At 70.7% G+C, this 17,320-nt stretch carries 20 protein-coding genes and 1 tRNA gene; 17 read left to right on the forward strand and 4 right to left on the reverse strand.

Annotated features, from left to right (window positions below; all coding sequences use genetic code 11):
- Positions 1–54 precede the first annotated feature (54 nt).
- The 4 genes from C3481_RS10365 (at position 55) to C3481_RS10380 (ending at position 4,021) form a co-directional block, all read left to right on the forward strand.
- Positions 55–1,485 carry a hemolysin family protein gene (locus tag C3481_RS10365; RefSeq protein WP_023955262.1) on the forward strand — a complete coding sequence of 477 codons (1,431 nt, stop codon included), beginning with the start codon at positions 55–57 and terminating at the stop codon, positions 1,483–1,485.
- On the forward strand, positions 1,482–2,510 hold the full coding sequence (locus tag C3481_RS10370; RefSeq protein ID WP_023955260.1) for a CNNM domain-containing protein: 1,029 nt from the start codon (positions 1,482–1,484) through the stop codon (positions 2,508–2,510). The genes C3481_RS10365 and C3481_RS10370 overlap by 4 nt, the downstream gene beginning before the upstream one ends.
- 132 nt (positions 2,511–2,642) lie before the next feature.
- Positions 2,643–3,239 (forward strand): TetR/AcrR family transcriptional regulator, encoded by a 597-nt coding sequence (locus C3481_RS10375; RefSeq protein WP_219817662.1) that lies wholly within the window; start codon positions 2,643–2,645, stop codon positions 3,237–3,239.
- Positions 3,236–4,021: an NAD(P)H-dependent oxidoreductase gene (locus C3481_RS10380; protein ID WP_103842207.1), complete on the forward strand. Its 786-nt coding sequence runs from the start codon at positions 3,236–3,238 to the stop codon at positions 4,019–4,021. Before C3481_RS10375 ends, C3481_RS10380 begins: the two co-directional genes overlap by 4 nt.
- A 55-nt stretch (positions 4,022–4,076) precedes the next feature.
- On the opposite strand, the gene C3481_RS10385 is transcribed toward C3481_RS10380, so the two are convergent.
- Positions 4,077–4,152 (reverse strand) — tRNA-Arg (locus tag C3481_RS10385).
- 88 nt (positions 4,153–4,240) lie between these two features.
- On the opposite strand from C3481_RS10385, the gene C3481_RS10390 reads away from it, so the two are divergent.
- From C3481_RS10390 to C3481_RS10405, 4 genes are read left to right on the forward strand one after another with little or no spacing between them, the layout of a single operon-like run.
- Positions 4,241–4,666, forward strand: coding sequence for a hypothetical protein (locus C3481_RS10390; protein ID WP_103842209.1), 426 nt, complete (start codon positions 4,241–4,243; stop codon positions 4,664–4,666).
- A complete protein-coding gene (locus C3481_RS10395; protein WP_103842211.1) occupies positions 4,663–5,016 on the forward strand; it encodes a transcriptional regulator in 354 nt (117 codons plus the stop codon). The genes C3481_RS10390 and C3481_RS10395 overlap by 4 nt, the downstream gene beginning before the upstream one ends.
- The gene (locus C3481_RS10400; RefSeq protein WP_103842213.1) at positions 5,013–5,612 is read left to right on the forward strand and encodes an N-acetyltransferase; all 600 of its coding nucleotides are present in this window, start codon (positions 5,013–5,015) and stop codon (positions 5,610–5,612) included. The genes C3481_RS10395 and C3481_RS10400 overlap by 4 nt, the downstream gene beginning before the upstream one ends.
- On the forward strand, positions 5,609–5,977 hold the full coding sequence (locus C3481_RS10405) for a nuclear transport factor 2 family protein (protein ID WP_103842215.1): 369 nt from the start codon (positions 5,609–5,611) through the stop codon (positions 5,975–5,977). The genes C3481_RS10400 and C3481_RS10405 overlap by 4 nt, the downstream gene beginning before the upstream one ends.
- Positions 5,978–5,986: 9 nt before the next feature.
- Here the strand turns inward: C3481_RS10405 and C3481_RS10410 are convergent, their stop codons facing one another.
- Positions 5,987–6,793, reverse strand: a complete 807-nt coding sequence (locus C3481_RS10410; protein WP_258039101.1) for an SGNH/GDSL hydrolase family protein — start codon at positions 6,791–6,793, stop codon at positions 5,987–5,989.
- 39 nt (positions 6,794–6,832) lie between these two features.
- Here C3481_RS10410 and C3481_RS10415 point away from each other — a divergent pair, with 39 nt between their 5' ends.
- Positions 6,833–7,285 (forward strand): GNAT family N-acetyltransferase, encoded by a 453-nt coding sequence (locus tag C3481_RS10415; RefSeq protein WP_023955243.1) that lies wholly within the window; start codon positions 6,833–6,835, stop codon positions 7,283–7,285.
- A gap of 5 nt (positions 7,286–7,290) precedes the next feature.
- Here C3481_RS10415 and C3481_RS10420 read toward each other — a convergent pair whose 3' ends face one another.
- Complete coding sequence (locus C3481_RS10420) at positions 7,291–7,698, reverse strand: RidA family protein (RefSeq protein WP_023955241.1); 408 nt, start codon at positions 7,696–7,698, stop codon at positions 7,291–7,293.
- A gap of 104 nt (positions 7,699–7,802) precedes the next feature.
- Here C3481_RS10420 and C3481_RS10425 point away from each other — a divergent pair, with 104 nt between their 5' ends.
- The 3 genes from C3481_RS10425 to C3481_RS10435 are packed head-to-tail and all read left to right on the forward strand — an operon-like array spanning position 7,803 to position 11,178.
- On the forward strand, positions 7,803–8,630 hold the full coding sequence (locus tag C3481_RS10425) for a transglutaminase family protein (protein ID WP_064955621.1): 828 nt from the start codon (positions 7,803–7,805) through the stop codon (positions 8,628–8,630).
- 59 nt (positions 8,631–8,689) lie between these two features.
- Entirely contained in the window at positions 8,690–10,357 is a 1,668-nt protein-coding gene (locus tag C3481_RS10430; RefSeq protein WP_103842219.1) for an arginine--tRNA ligase, read from the forward strand.
- 5 nt (positions 10,358–10,362) lie between these two features.
- Positions 10,363–11,178 carry a DUF2993 domain-containing protein gene (locus tag C3481_RS10435; RefSeq protein WP_023955235.1) on the forward strand — a complete coding sequence of 272 codons (816 nt, stop codon included), beginning with the start codon at positions 10,363–10,365 and terminating at the stop codon, positions 11,176–11,178.
- A 19-nt stretch (positions 11,179–11,197) separates the two neighbouring features.
- Here the strand turns inward: C3481_RS10435 and C3481_RS10440 are convergent, their stop codons facing one another.
- Complete coding sequence (locus C3481_RS10440) at positions 11,198–11,710, reverse strand: hypothetical protein (RefSeq protein ID WP_103842221.1); 513 nt, start codon at positions 11,708–11,710, stop codon at positions 11,198–11,200.
- A 38-nt stretch (positions 11,711–11,748) separates the two neighbouring features.
- Here C3481_RS10440 and C3481_RS10445 point away from each other — a divergent pair, with 38 nt between their 5' ends.
- The 5 genes from C3481_RS10445 (at position 11,749) to thrB (ending at position 17,210) form a co-directional block, all read left to right on the forward strand.
- Positions 11,749–12,342, forward strand: coding sequence for a YdeI family protein (locus C3481_RS10445; RefSeq protein ID WP_071919283.1), 594 nt, complete (start codon positions 11,749–11,751; stop codon positions 12,340–12,342).
- 129 nt (positions 12,343–12,471) lie between these two features.
- Entirely contained in the window at positions 12,472–13,881 is a 1,410-nt protein-coding gene (gene lysA / locus C3481_RS10450; protein ID WP_103842223.1) for a diaminopimelate decarboxylase, read from the forward strand.
- Positions 13,878–15,197, forward strand: a complete 1,320-nt coding sequence (locus tag C3481_RS10455) for a homoserine dehydrogenase (RefSeq protein ID WP_023955227.1) — start codon at positions 13,878–13,880, stop codon at positions 15,195–15,197. Before lysA ends, C3481_RS10455 begins: the two co-directional genes overlap by 4 nt.
- A 1-nt stretch (position 15,198) precedes the next feature.
- Complete coding sequence (thrC, locus tag C3481_RS10460; RefSeq protein ID WP_088380213.1) at positions 15,199–16,284, forward strand: threonine synthase; 1,086 nt, start codon at positions 15,199–15,201, stop codon at positions 16,282–16,284.
- Positions 16,281–17,210, forward strand: coding sequence for a homoserine kinase (gene thrB / locus C3481_RS10465; RefSeq protein WP_036305916.1), 930 nt, complete (start codon positions 16,281–16,283; stop codon positions 17,208–17,210). The genes thrC and thrB overlap by 4 nt, the downstream gene beginning before the upstream one ends.
- Positions 17,211–17,320: the final 110 nt, after the last annotated feature.

Raw genomic sequence — 17,320 nt, forward strand, 5'->3', positions numbered from 1 at the left:
CGACCAGGAGGGTCGATCTTCGTACCCCCTCGCTGAGAGAGGGGGTGAATCCGAATGATCGAAGCAGTCCTGACGCTGCTGTTGGGAATTCTGCTGACGCTGGCGATCATCGCCGCCTGCGGCTTCTTCGTCGCGCAGGAGTTCGCGTACATGTCCGTGGACCGCTCCCGCATGGCCGCTCGCGCCGAGAAGGGCGATGCGCAGGCCGCCCGCGTGCTCGCGATCACCAAGCGCACGTCGTTCATGCTCTCGGGTGCGCAGCTCGGCATCACCGTCACCGGTCTGCTGATCGGTTACGTCGCCGAGCCCCTCATCGGCGAGTCGATCGGGACGCTGCTGGGCGGCGTCGGCATCGACCCCGCCGTCTCGGTGCTCATCGGAACCGTCGGCGCGCTGCTGCTGGCCACCATCGTGACGATGATCTTCGGGGAGCTGTATCCGAAGAACCTCGCCATCGCGAGCCCCGAGCCGCTCGCCCGCGCGCTCGCCGTGCCCACCCGCATCTACCTGATGCTCTTCGGCTGGCTCATCACGGTGTTCGACGTCGCCGCGAACGCTCTGCTGCGGCTGCTGCGCATCGAGCCGCTCGAGGATGTCGACGAGAGCGCGACCGCGCGCGACCTCGAGGCGATCATCGAGGAGTCCCGGGCGAGCGGCGACCTGCCCGATGATCTGTCGATCATCATCGACCGCATCCTCGACTTCCCGCAGCGCGACGTCGAGCACGCGATGGTCCCGCGCTCACGCGTCGACTCGATCTCGCCCGATACGACGGTAGGCGAGGTGCGCGCGCTCATGGCGACCGGGCACACCCGGTATCCGGTCATCGGCGACGAGGACGAGCCCGTCGGTGTCGTCGAGCTGATCGACCTGCTGCGGGGCAGCTACGCCGACGACGTACCCGTCTCGACGATGATGCGCGAGGCCGTCGTGCTGCCGACGACGATGCAGCTCCCGGTCGCCCTCGACCGCATGCGGCAGACGCGCAACGAGCTCGCCTGCGTCGTCGACGAGTACGGCAACTTCGACGGCATCCTCACGATCGAGGATCTGACCGAAGAGGTCATCGGCGAGATCTCGGATGAGCACGATCTCGAGGTCCACGAGATCGTGAACGTCGGCGACGACCACTGGCGTCTGCCCGGCGACATCCACCTCGACGAGGTCGAGCGCCTCATCGGCTTCGACCTGCCCCGCGACGACGCCGAGACCATCGCCGGACTCATCATCAGCGAACACGGCGACCTGCTGCCCGAGGGCGCGGTCGTGCGCATCGACCTGCCCGAACGTGCGTCCGAGACCGTTCAGGGGCTGCGGATGCAGCGCTGGCTCGATGTCGAGGTCGTCGAGGTCGCCCGGCTCGTTCCGTCCGAGCTCGTCGTGCGTCTGCACGAGGTGGACCTGGATGCCGCTGAGGCGGGACCCGCGGGCGGCGGCGATGCCGTCGTCGCTGCTGGTGCCGCAGATGAGGAGGTCGCCCGATGAGCTGGTGGGTCGTCACGATCATCACGATCGCGCTCATCGTGGCGAGCGCGTTCTTCGTCATCGTCGAGTTCGCGCTGCTCGCGGCCCGGCGTCACCGTCTGGAAGAAGAGGCCGACCGCAGCGCATCGGCGCGGGCGGCGCTCCGCGGCGTCAACGAGCTGACCGTCATGCTCGCGTTCGCGCAGCTCGGCATCACGGCGTGCACGTTCCTGCTCGGTGCCATCACCAAGCCGGCGATCGACTACGCCCTCGCGCCGGTGTTCGAGCAGTGGGGTCTTCCCTACGTTCTCGCCGACATCATCGCGTTCATGCTGGCCCTCATCGTGGTGACGTTCCTGCACCTCGTGATCGGTGAGATGGCTCCCAAGTCGTGGGCGATCGCCCACCCCGAGGTCGCAGCGAAGGCGACGGGCATCACCGCCCGTGCGCTGACCTGGCCGCTGCGTCCGTTCCTGTTGTGGATCAACCACATCGCGAACCGGCTCGTGAGGGCTTCGGGGGTCGAGCCCGTCGAGAAGGCTGCCGCGGGCGGGCAGGACGCCGATACGATTCGCGAGATCGTCGCGCACTCGCGTGCCGCGGGGACGCTCGAGGAGCAGTACTCCGAGCCGATCGCGCGCGCCATCGCGCTCGGATCGCTGACCGTGGGCGACATCGTGCGCTCCGACCGCGTCCCCACCGCGGTGTCGGCGACGGCCACCGCCGCCGACGTGCAGGCGGTCGCGGCATCCTCCGCGCACCTGCGCATCCTCGTGGGGGAGGGGGCGTCGAGCCGCGTCGCGCACGTTCGTGACACGCTCGCGGTCGCTCCAGAGACTCCGGCGCTCGAAATCGCCCGCGAGGCGCTCGTGCTGGCGCCCGATGCGTCGGCCTACGACGCGCTCGCGCGCATGCGTCGGGGTCATGTTCAGCTCGCGACGGTCGTCGACGGCGACCGGCTGCTCGGTGTCGTCACCCTGGATGACCTGCTGCGCGAGGTGCTGCCCGGCGCCGCCGAGGCCGAGCTGGTGGCGCCGGCGAGTTGAATCGGGGCTCGAGCTCGCTCAGTTGACAGTTCCCGCCGCCTCTCACCTGCTGAGGCGGCGGGGACCGCCAGATGAACGCCCAGCGTCGCAGAATCCTTCTAAGCTACTGTTGGTAACTTAGAGGGAGGCATCATGAGCGAGGGCGCGCGGCGGCGGATGCTGCGGCACGAGCGTCGCGCGCAGCTGCTGGCGGTCGCTCGCGAGCTGATCCGCCAGCGGGGCACCGATGAGTTCACGCTGGGCCGACTCGCCGAGCGCGCGGGGGTGACCAAGCCCGTCGTGTATGACCACTTCGGCGATCGTGCCGGCGCCCTGGCCGAGCTCTACCGAGAGTTCGAGGAGCAGCAGCGGGCGGCTCTCGTCGCGGCGCTCGCCGACGCGTCGCTCACGCTCGATGCCGTGTGCGGCGCCGTCGCGGGAGCTTACATCGACTGCTCGCTCGCCGAGGGGCGCGAGCTGGCGGACGTCGTGTCGGCGCTCGATGGATCTGCGACGCTCGTCGAGGTGCGCCGCGAGGCAGAGGGGGCGTACCTCGCGCTGTGCGACGACGTGCTCGCCTCCTGCGGCGTTCGTCTCGATGACGCCGGCGCGCAGGCTCTCGTCGGTGCCGGCGACGCACTCTCGCGGGCGGCGCTCGACGAACGCGTGAGTCCCTCGGCGGCGCGCTCCACCCTCACGCGCGTCCTGCACGCCCTCGTGACACCAGCCACCGAACCGGAGGAATCATGACCATCTCGCACCAGCCCACGCCGGGCGCCGCTCACTGGGTGCTCGCCCATCCGCGATCGACCTCGTTCAACGCCCGGCTCTTCCGTGACGGGGTCGCCGAGCTGTCGCGGACCCGCAGTGTCGCGACATCCGATCTGTACGCGCAGCGATTCAACCCGGTCTTCCCCGACAGTGAGCTCGACGTGACGATCGGTCGGGCGTCGGGCCCTGCCGGAGGCGAGTACGGGCGCGTCCCCTTCCCGGACGAGGTGATCGAGGAACAGCGCAAGCTCGCGGCCGCGGAGCTGCTCGTGCTGCAGTTCCCGCTGTGGTGGTACGGGCCGCCCGCGATCCTCAAGGGGTGGATCGACCGCGTGCTCACCAACGGCTTCGCCTACGGCGACATGGACCCGGAGCTCGGTGTCCCGCGGCGCTACGGCGACGGCGGGCTGGCCGGCCGGCGTGCGCTCGTCGTCGTGACGGTGGGAGAGGACGAACGCTCGATCGGGGAGCGCGGAATCAGCGGCGACCTCGACTCGCTCCTGTTCCCGCTGACCCACGGCGCGCTCTGGTACGTCGGGATCGAGACCCTCGACCTCCATGTCGTCTACGACGCCGACGGGCTGGATGCCGCGGGCGTCGACCGCGAGGCCGAGCGCCTGCGTGCCCGCATCGCCGGGCTCGACAGCGAGACGCCGCGCCGGTACCGAGCGCTCCGCGACGGTGACTACCGCGGCACCCGGTCGCTGCGCGGCGACATCCATCCCGGTCGGACCGATTTCGGCATCCACCTCGCCGATTGACCGTCGCCGCGGGCGCAGAAGGGGCAGTCGATCAGTCGACTGCCCCTTCTCGCACTGGTGCCCCCGACAGGAATCGAACCTGCGACCTTTGGTACCGGAAACCAACGCTCTATCCCCTGAGCTACGGAGGCGTGCCGATCGAGACTATCACCGCGGAGGCGACCGGAACGACCGTGGGGGAGGTGGCGACGCTCACTTTACAAGTGTTAAAGTCGTTGCATGACGCAAAACAACTTCGCATACGATGACGCAGCCCGCATGGTCGCCGTCGGCACGAAGGCCGAGAGGGATGCGCGTCGCGCGACGCGCTGGTTCCGGGTCTTCGTCGTGGCGCAGGCTGCGTACGCGCTCGCGTTCAACCTGTCGATCGACGTCGCCGGCGTCGGCTATTGGAAGGCGTTCGCGCCCTTCCTCCTCGCCACTCTCTGCATCTGGACCATCGCGTTCCGCTACCAGCGGTCGGTGCCCCGCCACGGACTGCGGAACATGGGCATCGCGGTCGCGACGTGGTTCGCGCTGTACACCCTGATGCTCGACCCGGCGCTCCAGCTGCTGCAGCTCTCGTCGCCGTGGTGGTGGGTTCTCGCGGGAGTCGTGTCGATCTCTCCGATCCTCGCCTGCCTCTTCCCGAGCTCACGCCGATGAGTCATCCGCGCAAGGACATCGACGCCCTCATCCACTCGCCCGTGCGCTTCTCGCTTCTCGCAGCCCTCCGCAATCTCGAGGACGTCGACTTCCGCTTCCTCGCCGACCTGCTCGAGGTGAGCGACTCGACCCTCTCGCAGACGCTCACCGTGCTGGCCGACGCGGGGCTCGTCGAGGTGCGGAAAGAAGCCGTCGGCCGGCGGACGCGGACATGGGTCGGCATCACGGATGCCGGTCGCGAGGCGTTCGCCCGTCACCTGGCGACGCTGCAGGCGATCGTCGAATCCGGGTCGGCGACGCCGACTGCGCCGGCATCCGACCACAAGCAACCCCGGGATGCACCCGCATGACACCTCGCACTCGTCTCGCCGCCGAGAACGAACTGGATGCCGCGGCCGATGCGCTCGCGGCAGCATTCGAGCACTACCCGTGGACGCGCCATGTCATCCCCGACGATGACTACGCGTGGCGGCTCCGTGAGCTGCAGCTCGTCTACCTGCGGCACGCGCACGTCCACGGCTTCGTCGGGATCACGGGCCCCGCTGACGGAGTGATCGCCGTGCTCCCGTCGGATGTGCCGGACCCGGCACCGGGCGTCGTCGACCGCATCGTGCAGCTGCACGGCGACCGGCTCGGGCGCCTCGGTGACGCCACTTCCGAGCCGGGCGAGCCGGACTCGTGGCGGATCGAGACGGTCGGCGTCGTGCCCGCCCGTCAGGGGCGCGGTCTCGCATCCGACCTCATCCGGTTCGCGCTCGCGGAGGGCGCGCGACGCGGCGCCGGCCGATTCGCGCTCGACACGTCGGACGAGCGCAACGTCCGGCTCTACGAACGACACGGCTTCTCGGTGGTGTCGCGGACCGAGCTGCCGGAGACGCCACCGGTGTGGAGCATGAGCACCCGCGTCGGCCGTGCCGCCGCGATGAACGAAAGGACCCGGGCATGACCGCATCCGACACTCTCGCGCGCTACATCGCCGCGACCAACACCCACGACTTCGACGAGGTCGAACAGGTGCTCGACCCGAGCGCGGTGTACTACTTCGGCGATGCCACCTGCGTCGGTCTCGCGGCGGTCCGTACCTACTTCGAGCGGACCTGGGCGCTCATTCCCGATGAGGTCTACGGGGCGGAGGACGTCGAGTGGGTCGTGGATGCCGCCGACGCGGCGGTGGCCGTTTACACGTACCGGTGGAGCGGACACATCGACGGACAGGCCCGAAGGGGTCGCGGTCGGGCGACCAACGTCTTCCACCGCACCGGCTCGGGCTGGCGCCTCGTGCACGAACACCTCAGCGCGGGGCCTTCGTAGGTCAGCGGCTCAGGGGACGAGCGGCTCGGGGGCGGGCTCGGCGGCGACCACCGGTGCTTCGGTGATCGCCGCGACGTCGGCCGCCAGGCGATCGGCGAGATAAGCGTGCCCCGCCGTCGAGGGGTGGTCGCGGCCCGTGGCGCTCGTGTCGATGACGTCGCCGTAGTTGGCCTCGGTGATCCAGTCCTCGGCGATGGGGGACAGGTACCACCAGCCCCGGGCGCCGGCGAGCTCGGCGAGGTCCCGGTCGATGCGGGCCGTCTCGCTCTCCACGGGAAGCACCTGCGGCGCCGGACCGAGTACGACGATGCGCGCTTCGGGGTAGGTCGCCGCGAGGTCGTCCCACGCCGCGTTCACAGCGTCGCGGTACCCGGCCGCACCTTGCCTGCGGTCGTTGATCGACCCCTGAACGATCACGAGGTCGGGATCGAGCGCGCGGTCGAGCGCGGCGATTCGGTCACCGAACGAGGGCCCGTCGATGCCCGGCTTGAGGTAGCCGCTGCCGCGAACGCCGTCGACGATCGTCGTCCACCCCGTTCGCTGAGCGACGACATACGCGTACCCGAGCGTCGGATCGGATGCCGCAGAGCCGTACGTCCACGAGTCGCCGAAGATCAGAACGCGCGCACCCGTGGGAAGCGCGAGCGGCGCCGCCTCGACCCTGACGACCGTGCCGGGGGCGGCTGCCACCGGCGCCGCCGTGGGCGCCGCCCAGGGGCGCAGGAACGCCGTCAGCGCCAGCGCGACCACCGCGGCCGAGATCGCCGAGACGGCCCACACGCTTCTGCGGCGGGGACGGGCGTTTCGGGTTCGCACACGCTGAGGGTACGTCATCCGATCGGGTAGGAAGGACGGGTGACTCCCGATCGCCCGCTTCCCCCCGGCTACACGCTGCACACCACGCCTCCGAGCGTGGCCGATTACGTCGCTCTGCGCACCGAGAGCGGGCTGTCGCCCAAGACGCCGGCGCAGGCTGCGGCTGCGATCGCGGGCACATGGGCGTTCCGACGCGTCGCGGACGCCGACGGCCGGAGCGTCGCGATGGGGCGCATCGTCGGCGACGGCGGGTGGTACTTCCTCGTGGCAGACATGGCCACCCTTCCGGCGCACCAGGGCAACGGCTTCGGGTCGCTCATCCTCGACGAGCTGCTCGCCGAGATCCGTGATCGTGCGGACGAGGGCGCGTACATCACGCTCACCGCCGATCCGCCGGGGCGCCGTCTGTACGAGTCGCGCGGGTTCACCGACGTCGCCCCGGCGCGTACGGGGATGAGCATGGTTCTGCGGACCGTGCGGCCCGAGGCCTGACTCCCTCAGTCGCGGACGGCGGCGACCGCCTCGATCTCGACCAGCTGGTCGTCGTAGCCGAGTACCGTCACACCCATCAGGGTGCTGGGCACGTCGTGGTCGCCGAACGCGTCGCGCACGACCTCCCAGGCGGTGACGAGGTCGGCCTGCGAGCTCGAGGCGACGAGAACGCGGGTGCTGATGACGTTCTCGATCCCTGCGCCGGCAGCGGCGAGCGCCCCTCTCATGTTCTCGATGCAGGATGCCGCCTGCGCGGCGTAGTCTCCGACGCCGACCGTCGACCCGTCGGCGGCGAGCGGGCAGGAACCGGCGAGGAAGATGAGGCGCGCGTCCGCGGGGGCGGTGGCGGCGTACGCGTATTCAGCGGCATCCGAGAGAGACGATGCGCGGATGAGGGTGACGGTCTTCGACATGAGGGCTCCTCGTTTCGTGGCCGACCACCAGCCTGCCATCGTGGGCGATCCGATCACCGCCGGGAGCGGCCCGACGGCGCTTCGCCGCGTGCGAGGATTACCCGGTGCAGCGCATCCTGACGGCCGAACTCGACCTCCAGATGACCGGTCCCGTCGACGTCATCCTGCAGATCGCCGCGTCGCGCGCGGCATCTCTCCGCGACGAAGAACTGAGCATCACGCTCGCCGGCCGCTCGCTCTCCGTCTCCGAGATCGTCGACCCGCCCGCCTCTCCCACCGGCACCCGCATCCACCGCGTCGCTGGCGAGGCGGGGACGATCGCCATCCGCTACCGGGCGGTCGTCGACGGCACCGCCGCCCCGTCGCCGACGAGCGAACTCGACACCATCGCCTATCTGCGGCCGAGTCGCTATGCGCAGTCCGACGAGGTGTTCGCGCACGCGCGCCGACAGTTCCGTGGCCTGCAGGGGCCCGCACTGGTCTCGGCGATCGGCGACTTCGTGGCCACGAACACGACCTACGCGCCCGGCCTCAGCCTCGGCACCGACTCCGCGGTCACGACCCTCGCGACCGGACAGGGGGTGTGCCGCGACTACGCCCACCTCGTCATCGCGCTGCTGCGGGCGATGGACGTTCCCGCGCGCTACGCCGCCTGCTATGCGCCGGGGCTGCGTCCGATGGATTTTCACGCGGTCGCCGAGGCGTATGTCGACGGGGCCTGGCACGTCATCGACGCGACCCGGCTGTCGAACCGCCGCGGTCTCGTCCGAATCGCGACCGGCCGGGATGCCGCCGACTGCGCGTTCCTCAGCTACTACGGCGGCAACGTCGCGCTCACGCATCTTCGCGTCGATGCCGAGGTCGCCGGGGGAGACGCGACCGTCGACGATCCCGCCCGAGACGATCACGAGGCGTTCATCACCCTCGCGTGATGCCGTCGTCGAGACGTTCAGCATCGGGCCTGCGGCCGCCCGCCTAGAATCGGAGGGCTATGAATCCCGATGCTCTCGCCGAAGCCCTCCTGTCCGTCGTCGCCCCTCTCGCCGAGGCGCGACGCCCCGGCTCGAGCGAGGGCCTCACCGCCGCCGACTTCGTCTTCGAGCGTCCCAAGAACCGCGACCACGGTGACTGGGCGTCGAACGCGGCGATGAAGCTCGCCAAGCGCGTCGGCACGAACCCGCGTGAGTTCGCCGCCGAGATCGCGGCGGCGCTCGCCGAGACGCCGGGCGTGGCATCCGTCGAGGTCGCCGGCCCCGGGTTCATCAACATCCGGCTGGATGCCGCCGCCGCCGGCGCGCTCGCACGAGAGATCGTCGAGGCCGGGGCCGCCTTCGGCCGCAACGACAGCCAGGCCGGCAACTCGATCAACCTCGAGTTCGTCAGCGCGAATCCGACGGGGCCCATGCACATCGGGCACACGCGGTGGGCGGCGCTCGGTGACGCGATCGCCCGGCTGCTGCTGGCCAGCGGGGCCGAGCTCGTTCGCGAGTTCTACATCAACGACGCTGGCGCGCAGATGCAGCGGTTCGGGCGTTCGGTGCTCGCGAGCGCCAAGGGAGAGCCCACGCCCGAAGACGGCTACCCGGGCGCGTACATCGACGACCTCGCCCGGCGGGTCCTGTCGGCGCGCCCCGATCTGCTGACCCTCGCCCCCGAGGAGCAGGAGCAGGTCGCACTCGACCTCGGCTACGAGCTTCAGATGGCCGACCTGAAGGACTCGCTCGAGAAGTTCAACGTGCACTTCGACGTCTTCTTCAGCGAGCGGCTCCTGCACGCGACCCCCGCCGACGGCGGACCGAGCCTCGTCGACCAGGCCGTCGACCGCCTGCGAGCGCAGGGGCACGTCTTCGATCAGGATGACGCCGTCTGGGTGCGGACGACCGACTTCGGTGACGACAAAGACCGCGTCATCCGCCGTTCCAACGGCGAGTACACCTACTTCGCCGCCGACGCCGCTTACTACCTCAACAAGGGCGATCGCGGTTTCGCACACAAGATCTACCTGCTGGGCGCCGATCACCACGGGTACGTCCACCGTCTGAAAGCGCTCGCGGGCGCGGCCGGTGACGACCCCGAGAAGGACATCGAGGTGCTGATCGGCCAGCTCGTCTCGGTCAACGGTGCCCGCCTGTCCAAGCGCGCCGGGAACATCATCGAGCTCGACGACCTGCGCGACTGGCTCGGCACCGATGCACTGCGCTACTCGCTCGCCCGTTACCCCGCCGACTCGCCGCTGACGCTCGATCCGGAGATCCTGCAGAAGCGCACGAACGACAACCCCGTGTTCTACGTGCAGTACGCGCACGCTCGCACGTACAACGTCGCGCGCAACGCCGCCGACTCCGGCGTCACCCGCGACGCCTTCGCTCCGGAGCTGCTCGACCACGAGACCGAGTCGGCTCTCCTCGGCGCGCTCCAGGAGTTCCCGCGCATCGTGGCCTTCGCCGCCGAACTGCGCGAGCCGCACCGCGTCGCCCGGTACCTCGAGGAGCTCGCGAGCCTCTACCACCGCTGGTACGACACCTGCCGTGTCACGCCGCTCGGCGACGAGGAGGTCACCGACCTCCACCGCACCCGGCTCTGGCTCAACGACGCCACCGGACAGGTGCTGCGCAACGGGCTCGACCTCTTGGGCGTCAGCGCCCCCGAACGGATGTGACCGACGTGAGCGGTGCCACGCAGCCCACTGTTCCGCTGCCCGAGGCGATCCCCGTGTCGCCGAAGCGACGGCGGCGGGCACTGCCGTGGATCATCGCTCTCGTCGTGGTCGTCGGCCTCGCGATCGCCGCGTGGTTCGTCGCCGAGAGCATCACGCGCAGCATCCTCACGAACACCGTGCGCGAGCAGATCATCACCCGCCTCGCGCTGCCCGAAGACCAGCAGATCGACGTCGGCTTCGACGAGCCGGTGCTGCCGCAGGTCATCGGGGGCCGGCTCGACCGTCTCGACGTTTCCAGTGACGGCATCCCGCTCGGCGACGTCCTGGCCGACGTGTCGGTGCGCGCGACCGATGTCCCCATCCGAGCCGACGGGGGCGACATCGGGTCGGCCGAGGCGACGGTGGTGTTCGCGGAGGACCAGCTGGAGACCCTGCTCTCGCAGGTCTCCGGGGTCTCGGGAGCAGGGGTCGAGCTCGACCCGCCGAACGTGACGGTGCAGGTCGAGATGCCGCTGTTCGCGCTCTCCGTCCCGCTCGGACTCGACCTGACTCCGAGCGCCGTGGACGGTGACATCGTTCTCACGCCCGCCGCCGTGCGGCTCGGCGGTGCGGAACTGACCGGCGACGACCTCCGTCAGCGGTTCGGCTCGGCCACCGACGGGGTATTGCGCGACTACCCGATCTGCATCCGCGATCGCCTTCCCGCCGGGTTGACGCTGCGCGAGGTGCGCGTCGAGCGCGGCGCACTGGTCGCCGAGGTCGACGTCGACGGAGCGATCATCCGCGATCCGGCGCTTCAGGCCGACGGAACCTGCGCCTGAGCCAGCCGCCTCGCCGCGCTCAGTGGCCGTGGGCGAGGAGCAGCGCGACGGCGACCACGGCGACCAGCCCGAGCAGCAGCGCGGATGCGACCAGACGCTGCAGCGCGGTCAGACCCGTGCGCGCGCTGGCGAGCAGCACGACCCCGACGAGCACCGCCGCGTCGGCGATGATCCCGATGATCAGCGCCGTATCGAGGTCGATGACGTCGAGCAGGGCGAGGAGCAGCGCGAGCAGGGGGAGCGACGCGGTTCCGAGGGCGACCACGGCCGTCCGCGCCATGACCGCCAGCTCTCGTCCGCTCGGAAACTGCCGATGCCCGATCTGATGGGCGATGACTTCGGCGACGAAGCCGGCGGCGGCGATGGCGAAGATGCCGACCGCGAGGGCGAAGATCGACTCGGAGACCGTGACGTGCTCGGCGGTGAAGAGGCCCGCGAGGATCGCCAACCCGGTCACGGTGGCGTAGATGCGTTCCTTCAGCGCGCCGATGCGCTCGTCGAGTCGTGCTGCATCATCGGTGTGATTGCCCATGGTCGCCTCCTGCGCCAGGCTACAAGGGTGGAGTGCTCATGACAGCGGATGCCGGCGGTCCGCCTCTTCTCGTCGTCGCGGATGCGGCCGCGTGGCGAGCCTGGCTCGATGTCCACGAGTCCGACTCCGACGGCGTGCGGCTGGTGCTCGCGAAGAAGAACGTGACGGAGCCGACGTCGCTGACGTACGCCGAGGCGCTCGACGAGGCGCTCTGCAGCGGCTGGATCGACGGCCGGCGGAACTCCCGAGACGAGTCCACCTTCCTGCAGCTGTTCACACCGCGCCGCGCCCGTTCGATCTGGTCGCTGCGCAACGTGGGGATCATCGAGCGGCTGGTCGCGGAGGGTCGCATGCGCCCGAGAGGGCAGATCGAGGTCGACCGTGCGCGCGCCGACGGACGGTGGGAGCGCGCCTACGCCGGGCAGGCCGGGGCTGCGATGCCGGTCGACCTCGAGGCGGCGCTCGCGGCGTCGCCCGCGGCATCCCGCCGGTTCGCCGCGCTCCGCGCCGCCGAGCGGTACTCCATCCTGCATCCTGTCCTGAGCGCGCCGTCGGATGCTGCGCGGGCCGCACGGATCCGCCGGGCCGTCGCCCGGCTCGCGGAAGAGGACACGCCCTCGTCGCTCTCGTGAGCGGGCTCACGGCCGTGTCTGTCGCGGGCGGTCACACCGGCGGAGCCCGCACGGCGGGTGTCCTAGACTGGCGGCACCGTCGCGGCCTCGTCTGCCGGACGGTCAGCGTCTCTCCCGATTGGTGTTCCCGTGTCCGCGTCCGACGTCCGCCCTGCCGTGCCGGAATGGCTGCTTCCTCCCGCCGACGTCAACGCACTGGTCGAAGCCGTCTGGCCGCCTCGCGCCGGCCGCGACGACAGCGGCGCGCTGTCGATCGGCGGTATCGCGGCGACCGACTTGGCCGCGCAGTTCGGCACGCCGCTCTACGTGCTCGACCAGGATGCCGTCGTGGCGCAGGCGCGTCGCGTCCGTCAGGCATTCGACGCCGCCGCCGCACGTCACGGCACGACTGCGCGCGTCTACTACGCCGGCAAGGCGTTCCTGAGCACCGAGATCGTGCGCTGGGTGACGGCGGAGGGACTCGCGGTCGACGTCGCCACCGGCGGCGAGCTCGCCGTCGCGCTGGCGGCCGGAGCGGATCCGGCGCGCATCGGGCTGCACGGCAACAACAAGTCACGCCTCGAGCTCGCGCGCGCCGTCGAACTCGGAGTCGGGTCCGTCATCGTCGACAGCCTCGTCGAGATCGACCGGATCGCCGAGATCGCCGCCGCACGCGGGGCGGTCCAGCCGGTGCTCGTCCGCGTCAACAGCGGCGTGCACGCCGAGACCCACGACTTCCTCGCGACGGCGCACGAAGACCAGAAGTTCGGCTTCGCGCTCACGGATGCCGAGGCCGTGGTCGCTCGCATCCGCGAGCTGCCCTCACTGCGTTTCGTGGGGCTCCACTGCCATATCGGATCGCAGATCTTCGGTACGGCGGGCTTCGCCGAGTCGGCGTCGCGGCTCGTGGCCGTCCACGCCCGCCTTCTGGGCGGCGGCGACGTGCCGGTGCTGAACCTCGGCGGCGGCTTCGGCATCGCCTACACCAGCGTCGACGACCCGACCCCGATCGAAGACCTGGCCGACGGGATCGTCGCGGCCGTCGCCCGCGAGTGCGAGGCCCACGACATCCCGCTGCCGATGCTCGCCTTCGAGCCCGGCCGCGCCATCGTCGGCCGCGCCGGGGTGACCCTGTACGAGGTCGGCACCACCAAGCCGGTCCGCGTCAGCGACGAGCTCGAGCGTCTGTATGTCAGCGTCGACGGCGGCATGAGCGACAACGCACGGCCCGCCCTCTATGGAGCGGCCTATTCGGCACGAGTCGCGAACCGTCGCAGTGACGCGCCCGCTGCGCTCTCGCGTGTCGTGGGTCGGCACTGCGAGTCGGGAGACATCGTCGTCGATGCCGAATACCTGCCCGCCGACGTCACCCCGGGCGATCTGCTGGCCGTCCCGGCGACGGGCGCCTACTGCTACTCGCTCGCCAGCAACTACAACTACGTCCCCCGCCCGCCCGTCGTCGCCGTCTCGAACGGCGTCGCCCGGGTGATCGTCCGCGGCGAGACGATCGATGACCTGCTCGCCCGTGACGCGGGCATCCCCACAGAAGGAGCCGAATGACGGACTATCGCCGCCTGCGCGTGGCCCTGCTCGGAGCCGGCGCCGTCGGCTCGCAGGTCGCCGCCCTGTTGCTCAAGCACGGAGACGAACTGGCCGATCGCGCCGGAGCCGCCCTCGACCTCGTGGGCATCTCGGTGCGCGACATCGACGCGCCGCGAGACGTCGAGCTGCCCCGCGAGCTGCTGACGACCGACCCCGAGCCGCTCCTCGTCGGCTCCGACATCGTCATCGAGCTCATGGGCGGCATCGAGCCCGCGCGCACGAGCATCCTCCAGGCGATCGGTGCCGGAGCCGACATCGTGACGGCGAACAAGGCGCTGCTCGCGACCCACGGACCCGAGCTGTTCGAAGCGGCCGACCAGGTCGGCGCGTCGATCTACTACGAGGCTGCGGCCGCCGGCGCCATCCCGATCATCCGCCCGCTGCGCGACTCGCTCGCCGGCGACCGGGTGCAGCGCATCATGGGCATCGTCAACGGAACGACGAACTACATCCTCGACCGCATGGACCGCGAGGGGTCGGACTTCGCCGACGTCCTGGCCGACGCGCAGGCGCTCGGGTACGCCGAGGCCGACCCGACGGCCGACGTCGAGGGGTACGACGCCGCCCAGAAGGCCGCGATCCTCGCGTCGCTCGCCTTCCACACCGCCGTGCCGCTGAACGCCGTGCACCGCGAGGGCATCACCCAGATCGACGCCGACATGATGGATGCCGCACGCAAGGCCGGCTACGTCATCAAGCTCCTCGCCGTGTGCGAGCGGCTCGCCGACGCCGAGGTGTCGCCGTCGGGCGAGACGATCTCGGTGCGTGTGTACCCCGCGCTCGTCCCGCGCGAGCACCCGCTCGCGAGCGTCCACGGAGCCAACAACGCCGTCTTCGTCCAGGCGGAGGCCGCGGGCGATCTGATGTTCTACGGCGCGGGCGCGGGCGGGGTGCAGACCGCGTCGGCCGTGCTGGGCGACGTCGTCTCGGCCGCCCGCCGCCACATCGCCGGCGGCGTGGGCGTGGGGGAGTCCACCCGGGCGAACCTGCCGGTCGTCCCGATCGGACACGTCACGACGCGCTACCAGATCACACTCGAGGTCGACGACCGCTCCGGCGTCCTCGCCGCGGTGGCGGGCCTCCTCAGCGACGGCAACGTCTCGGTGGCGACGCTCGAGCAGACGATCGTCGCCGACGGCGATGTCCAGACCGCCCGCCTGGTCATCGGCACCCACACCGCCCGCGAGCAGGACCTCAGCGATGCCGTCGCCTCGCTCGGCGAGAGCGGCGTCGTCAAGCGCGTCGTGTCGGTGCTGCGGGTGGAGGGGGACTGACATGGCGCATGTCTGGCAGGGAGTGCTGCGCGAGTTCGCCGACCGCCTCGACGTCACCGACACCTCGACCGTCGTCACCCTGGGGGAGGGCGGCACGCCGCTCGTCCCTGCTCGCGAGCTCTCGCACCGTACGGGCGCCGACGTCTGGGTGAAGTTCGAAGGTATGAACCCGACGGGTTCGTTCAAGGACCGCGGCATGACGGTCGCGCTCTCGCGCGCCGTCGAGCACGGCGCGAAGGCGGTCATCTGCGCCTCGACGGGCAACACGTCGGCGTCTGCGGCGGCCTACGCCGCGCACGCCGGCATCACGGCTGCCGTCCTCGTCCCCGAGGGCAAGATCGCGATGGGCAAGCTGAGCCAGGCCGTCGCGCACGGGGGGCGTCTCATCCAGATCCGCGGCAACTTCGACGACTGTCTCGAGATCGCCCGCGAACTGGCCGACCATTACCCCGTGCACCTGGTCAACTCCGTCAACCCCGACCGCATCGACGGACAGAAGACCGCGGCGTACGAGATCGTGTCGCAGCTGGGTGACGCGCCGGACTTCCACTTCGTGCCCGTCGGCAACGCCGGCAACTACACGGCTCACGCTCGCGGCTATCGCGAGGAGGCCGCCCGCGGGGCAGCGACGCGCGTGCCGCGGATGTTCGGCTTCCAGGCCGCCGGATCGGCGCCGCTCGTCCGCGGCGAGGTCGTGAAAGACCCCGACACCATCGCGACGGCGATCCGCATCGGCAACCCCGCGTCGTGGCACCTCGCCCTCGAGGCGCGCGATGCGACCCAGGGCTGGTTCGGAGCCATCGACGACGAGCGCATCCTCGCGGCGCAGAAGCTCCTCGCGAGCACGGCCGGCGTGTTCGTCGAACCCGCGTCGGCGATCACCGTCGCAGGACTCCTCGACCGTGCCGAAGCGGGCGTCATCCCCGCCGGCTCGACGGTCGTGCTGACCGTCACCGGTCACGGCCTGAAGGACCCGCAGTGGGCTCTCCGCAACGCGGACGGCCGTCAGGCCGAGCCGGTCGTCGTCGACGCGACCACCTCCGAGGTGGCATCCGTGCTCGATCTCGCGCCGGAGGCGACGGCATGACCCGGTCGGTCCAGGTGCGCGTTCCCGCGACCAGCGCCAACCTCGGCCCCGGCTTCGACACTCTGGGGCTCGCGCTCAGCGTCTACGACGAACTCATCGTCACGGAACTGCCGGGCCCGGGCCTGGAGATCACCGTCGCGGGCGAGGGCGCCGCCGACGTCCCGACCGATGCCTCGCACCTCGTCGTGCGGGCGATGGCCTACGCCTACGAGGCGTTCGGGCGGACGATGCCCGGCGTGCGTCTCGAGGCGGTCAACGCGATCCCGCACGGGCGGGGGATGGGCTCGTCGGGTGCTGCGGTCGTGTCCGGCCTCCTCGCGGCGAAGGGCCTCCTCGCGGGTGACGTCGAGATCGGCGCCGATGCGCTGCTGCGCCTGGCCACCGAGCTCGAGGGGCACCCCGACAACGTCGCGCCGGCCCTGTTCGGCGGCCTCACGATCGCGTGGGTCGACGAGCACGGCCCGCAGCACAAGAAGCTCCTCGTCCACCGCGGCGTCGCGCCGCTGGTGTTCGTGCCGGACTTCACGATGTCGACATCCGTCGCCCGAGGATTCGATCCCCTCCAGGTCACCCGTGAAGACGCGATCTTCAACCTCTCGCGCTCCGCGCTGCTCGTCGCGGCCCTCACGCAGAGCCCCGATCTGCTGCTGGCCGCCACCGAGGACAAGCTCCACCAGTCCTACCGGGCGCAGGCGATGGTCGAGACCGACAAGCTCGTGCGCGCCCTGCGCGCCGAGGGGTTCGCGGCGGTCGTGTCGGGTGCCGGCCCCAGCGTCCTCGTGCTCGCCGATGGTCCGGGCCAGCGCCTCGCCGCCGCCGAGGTCGCCGCGCATACCACAGACACCCCGTGGGACGCGCGGATGCTGGCGGTCGATGTGCGCGGTGGTATGGTGAGGGACCATACGGAGGGTTCCACACCTTTGTGATCTGAGCCTCCGTCGCAATTCTGCGAATCACCGCGAACACCCCTGATCCATACCCCGTGCCGTCGGCCGGACGCGTGTGGCAGGTGGATGGCGCCCGCCGTGGACGGCGC

The sequence above is a fragment of the Microbacterium sp. Ru50 genome (assembly GCF_002920555.1).
Taxonomy (GTDB): Bacteria; Actinomycetota; Actinomycetes; order Actinomycetales; family Microbacteriaceae; genus Microbacterium; species Microbacterium arborescens.

Coding starts and splice junctions, on each gene's coding strand:
- C3481_RS10365 (WP_023955262.1), top strand. CDS start 55: ATGATCGAAGCAGTCCTGACGCTGCTGTTGGGAATTCTGCTGACGCTG.
- C3481_RS10370 (WP_023955260.1), top strand. CDS start 1,482: ATGAGCTGGTGGGTCGTCACGATCATCACGATCGCGCTCATCGTGGCG.
- C3481_RS10375 (WP_219817662.1), top strand. CDS start 2,643: ATGAGCGAGGGCGCGCGGCGGCGGATGCTGCGGCACGAGCGTCGCGCG.
- C3481_RS10380 (WP_103842207.1), top strand. CDS start 3,236: ATGACCATCTCGCACCAGCCCACGCCGGGCGCCGCTCACTGGGTGCTC.
- C3481_RS10390 (WP_103842209.1), top strand. CDS start 4,241: ATGACGCAAAACAACTTCGCATACGATGACGCAGCCCGCATGGTCGCC.
- C3481_RS10395 (WP_103842211.1), top strand. CDS start 4,663: ATGAGTCATCCGCGCAAGGACATCGACGCCCTCATCCACTCGCCCGTG.
- C3481_RS10400 (WP_103842213.1), top strand. CDS start 5,013: ATGACACCTCGCACTCGTCTCGCCGCCGAGAACGAACTGGATGCCGCG.
- C3481_RS10405 (WP_103842215.1), top strand. CDS start 5,609: ATGACCGCATCCGACACTCTCGCGCGCTACATCGCCGCGACCAACACC.
- C3481_RS10420 (WP_023955241.1), bottom strand. CDS start 7,698: ATGTCGAAGACCGTCACCCTCATCCGCGCATCGTCTCTCTCGGATGCC.
- C3481_RS10430 (WP_103842219.1), top strand. CDS start 8,690: ATGAATCCCGATGCTCTCGCCGAAGCCCTCCTGTCCGTCGTCGCCCCT.
- C3481_RS10440 (WP_103842221.1), bottom strand. CDS start 11,710: ATGGGCAATCACACCGATGATGCAGCACGACTCGACGAGCGCATCGGC.
- C3481_RS10445 (WP_071919283.1), top strand. CDS start 11,749: ATGACAGCGGATGCCGGCGGTCCGCCTCTTCTCGTCGTCGCGGATGCG.
- C3481_RS10455 (WP_023955227.1), top strand. CDS start 13,878: ATGACGGACTATCGCCGCCTGCGCGTGGCCCTGCTCGGAGCCGGCGCC.
- thrC (WP_088380213.1), top strand. CDS start 15,199: ATGGCGCATGTCTGGCAGGGAGTGCTGCGCGAGTTCGCCGACCGCCTC.
- thrB (WP_036305916.1), top strand. CDS start 16,281: ATGACCCGGTCGGTCCAGGTGCGCGTTCCCGCGACCAGCGCCAACCTC.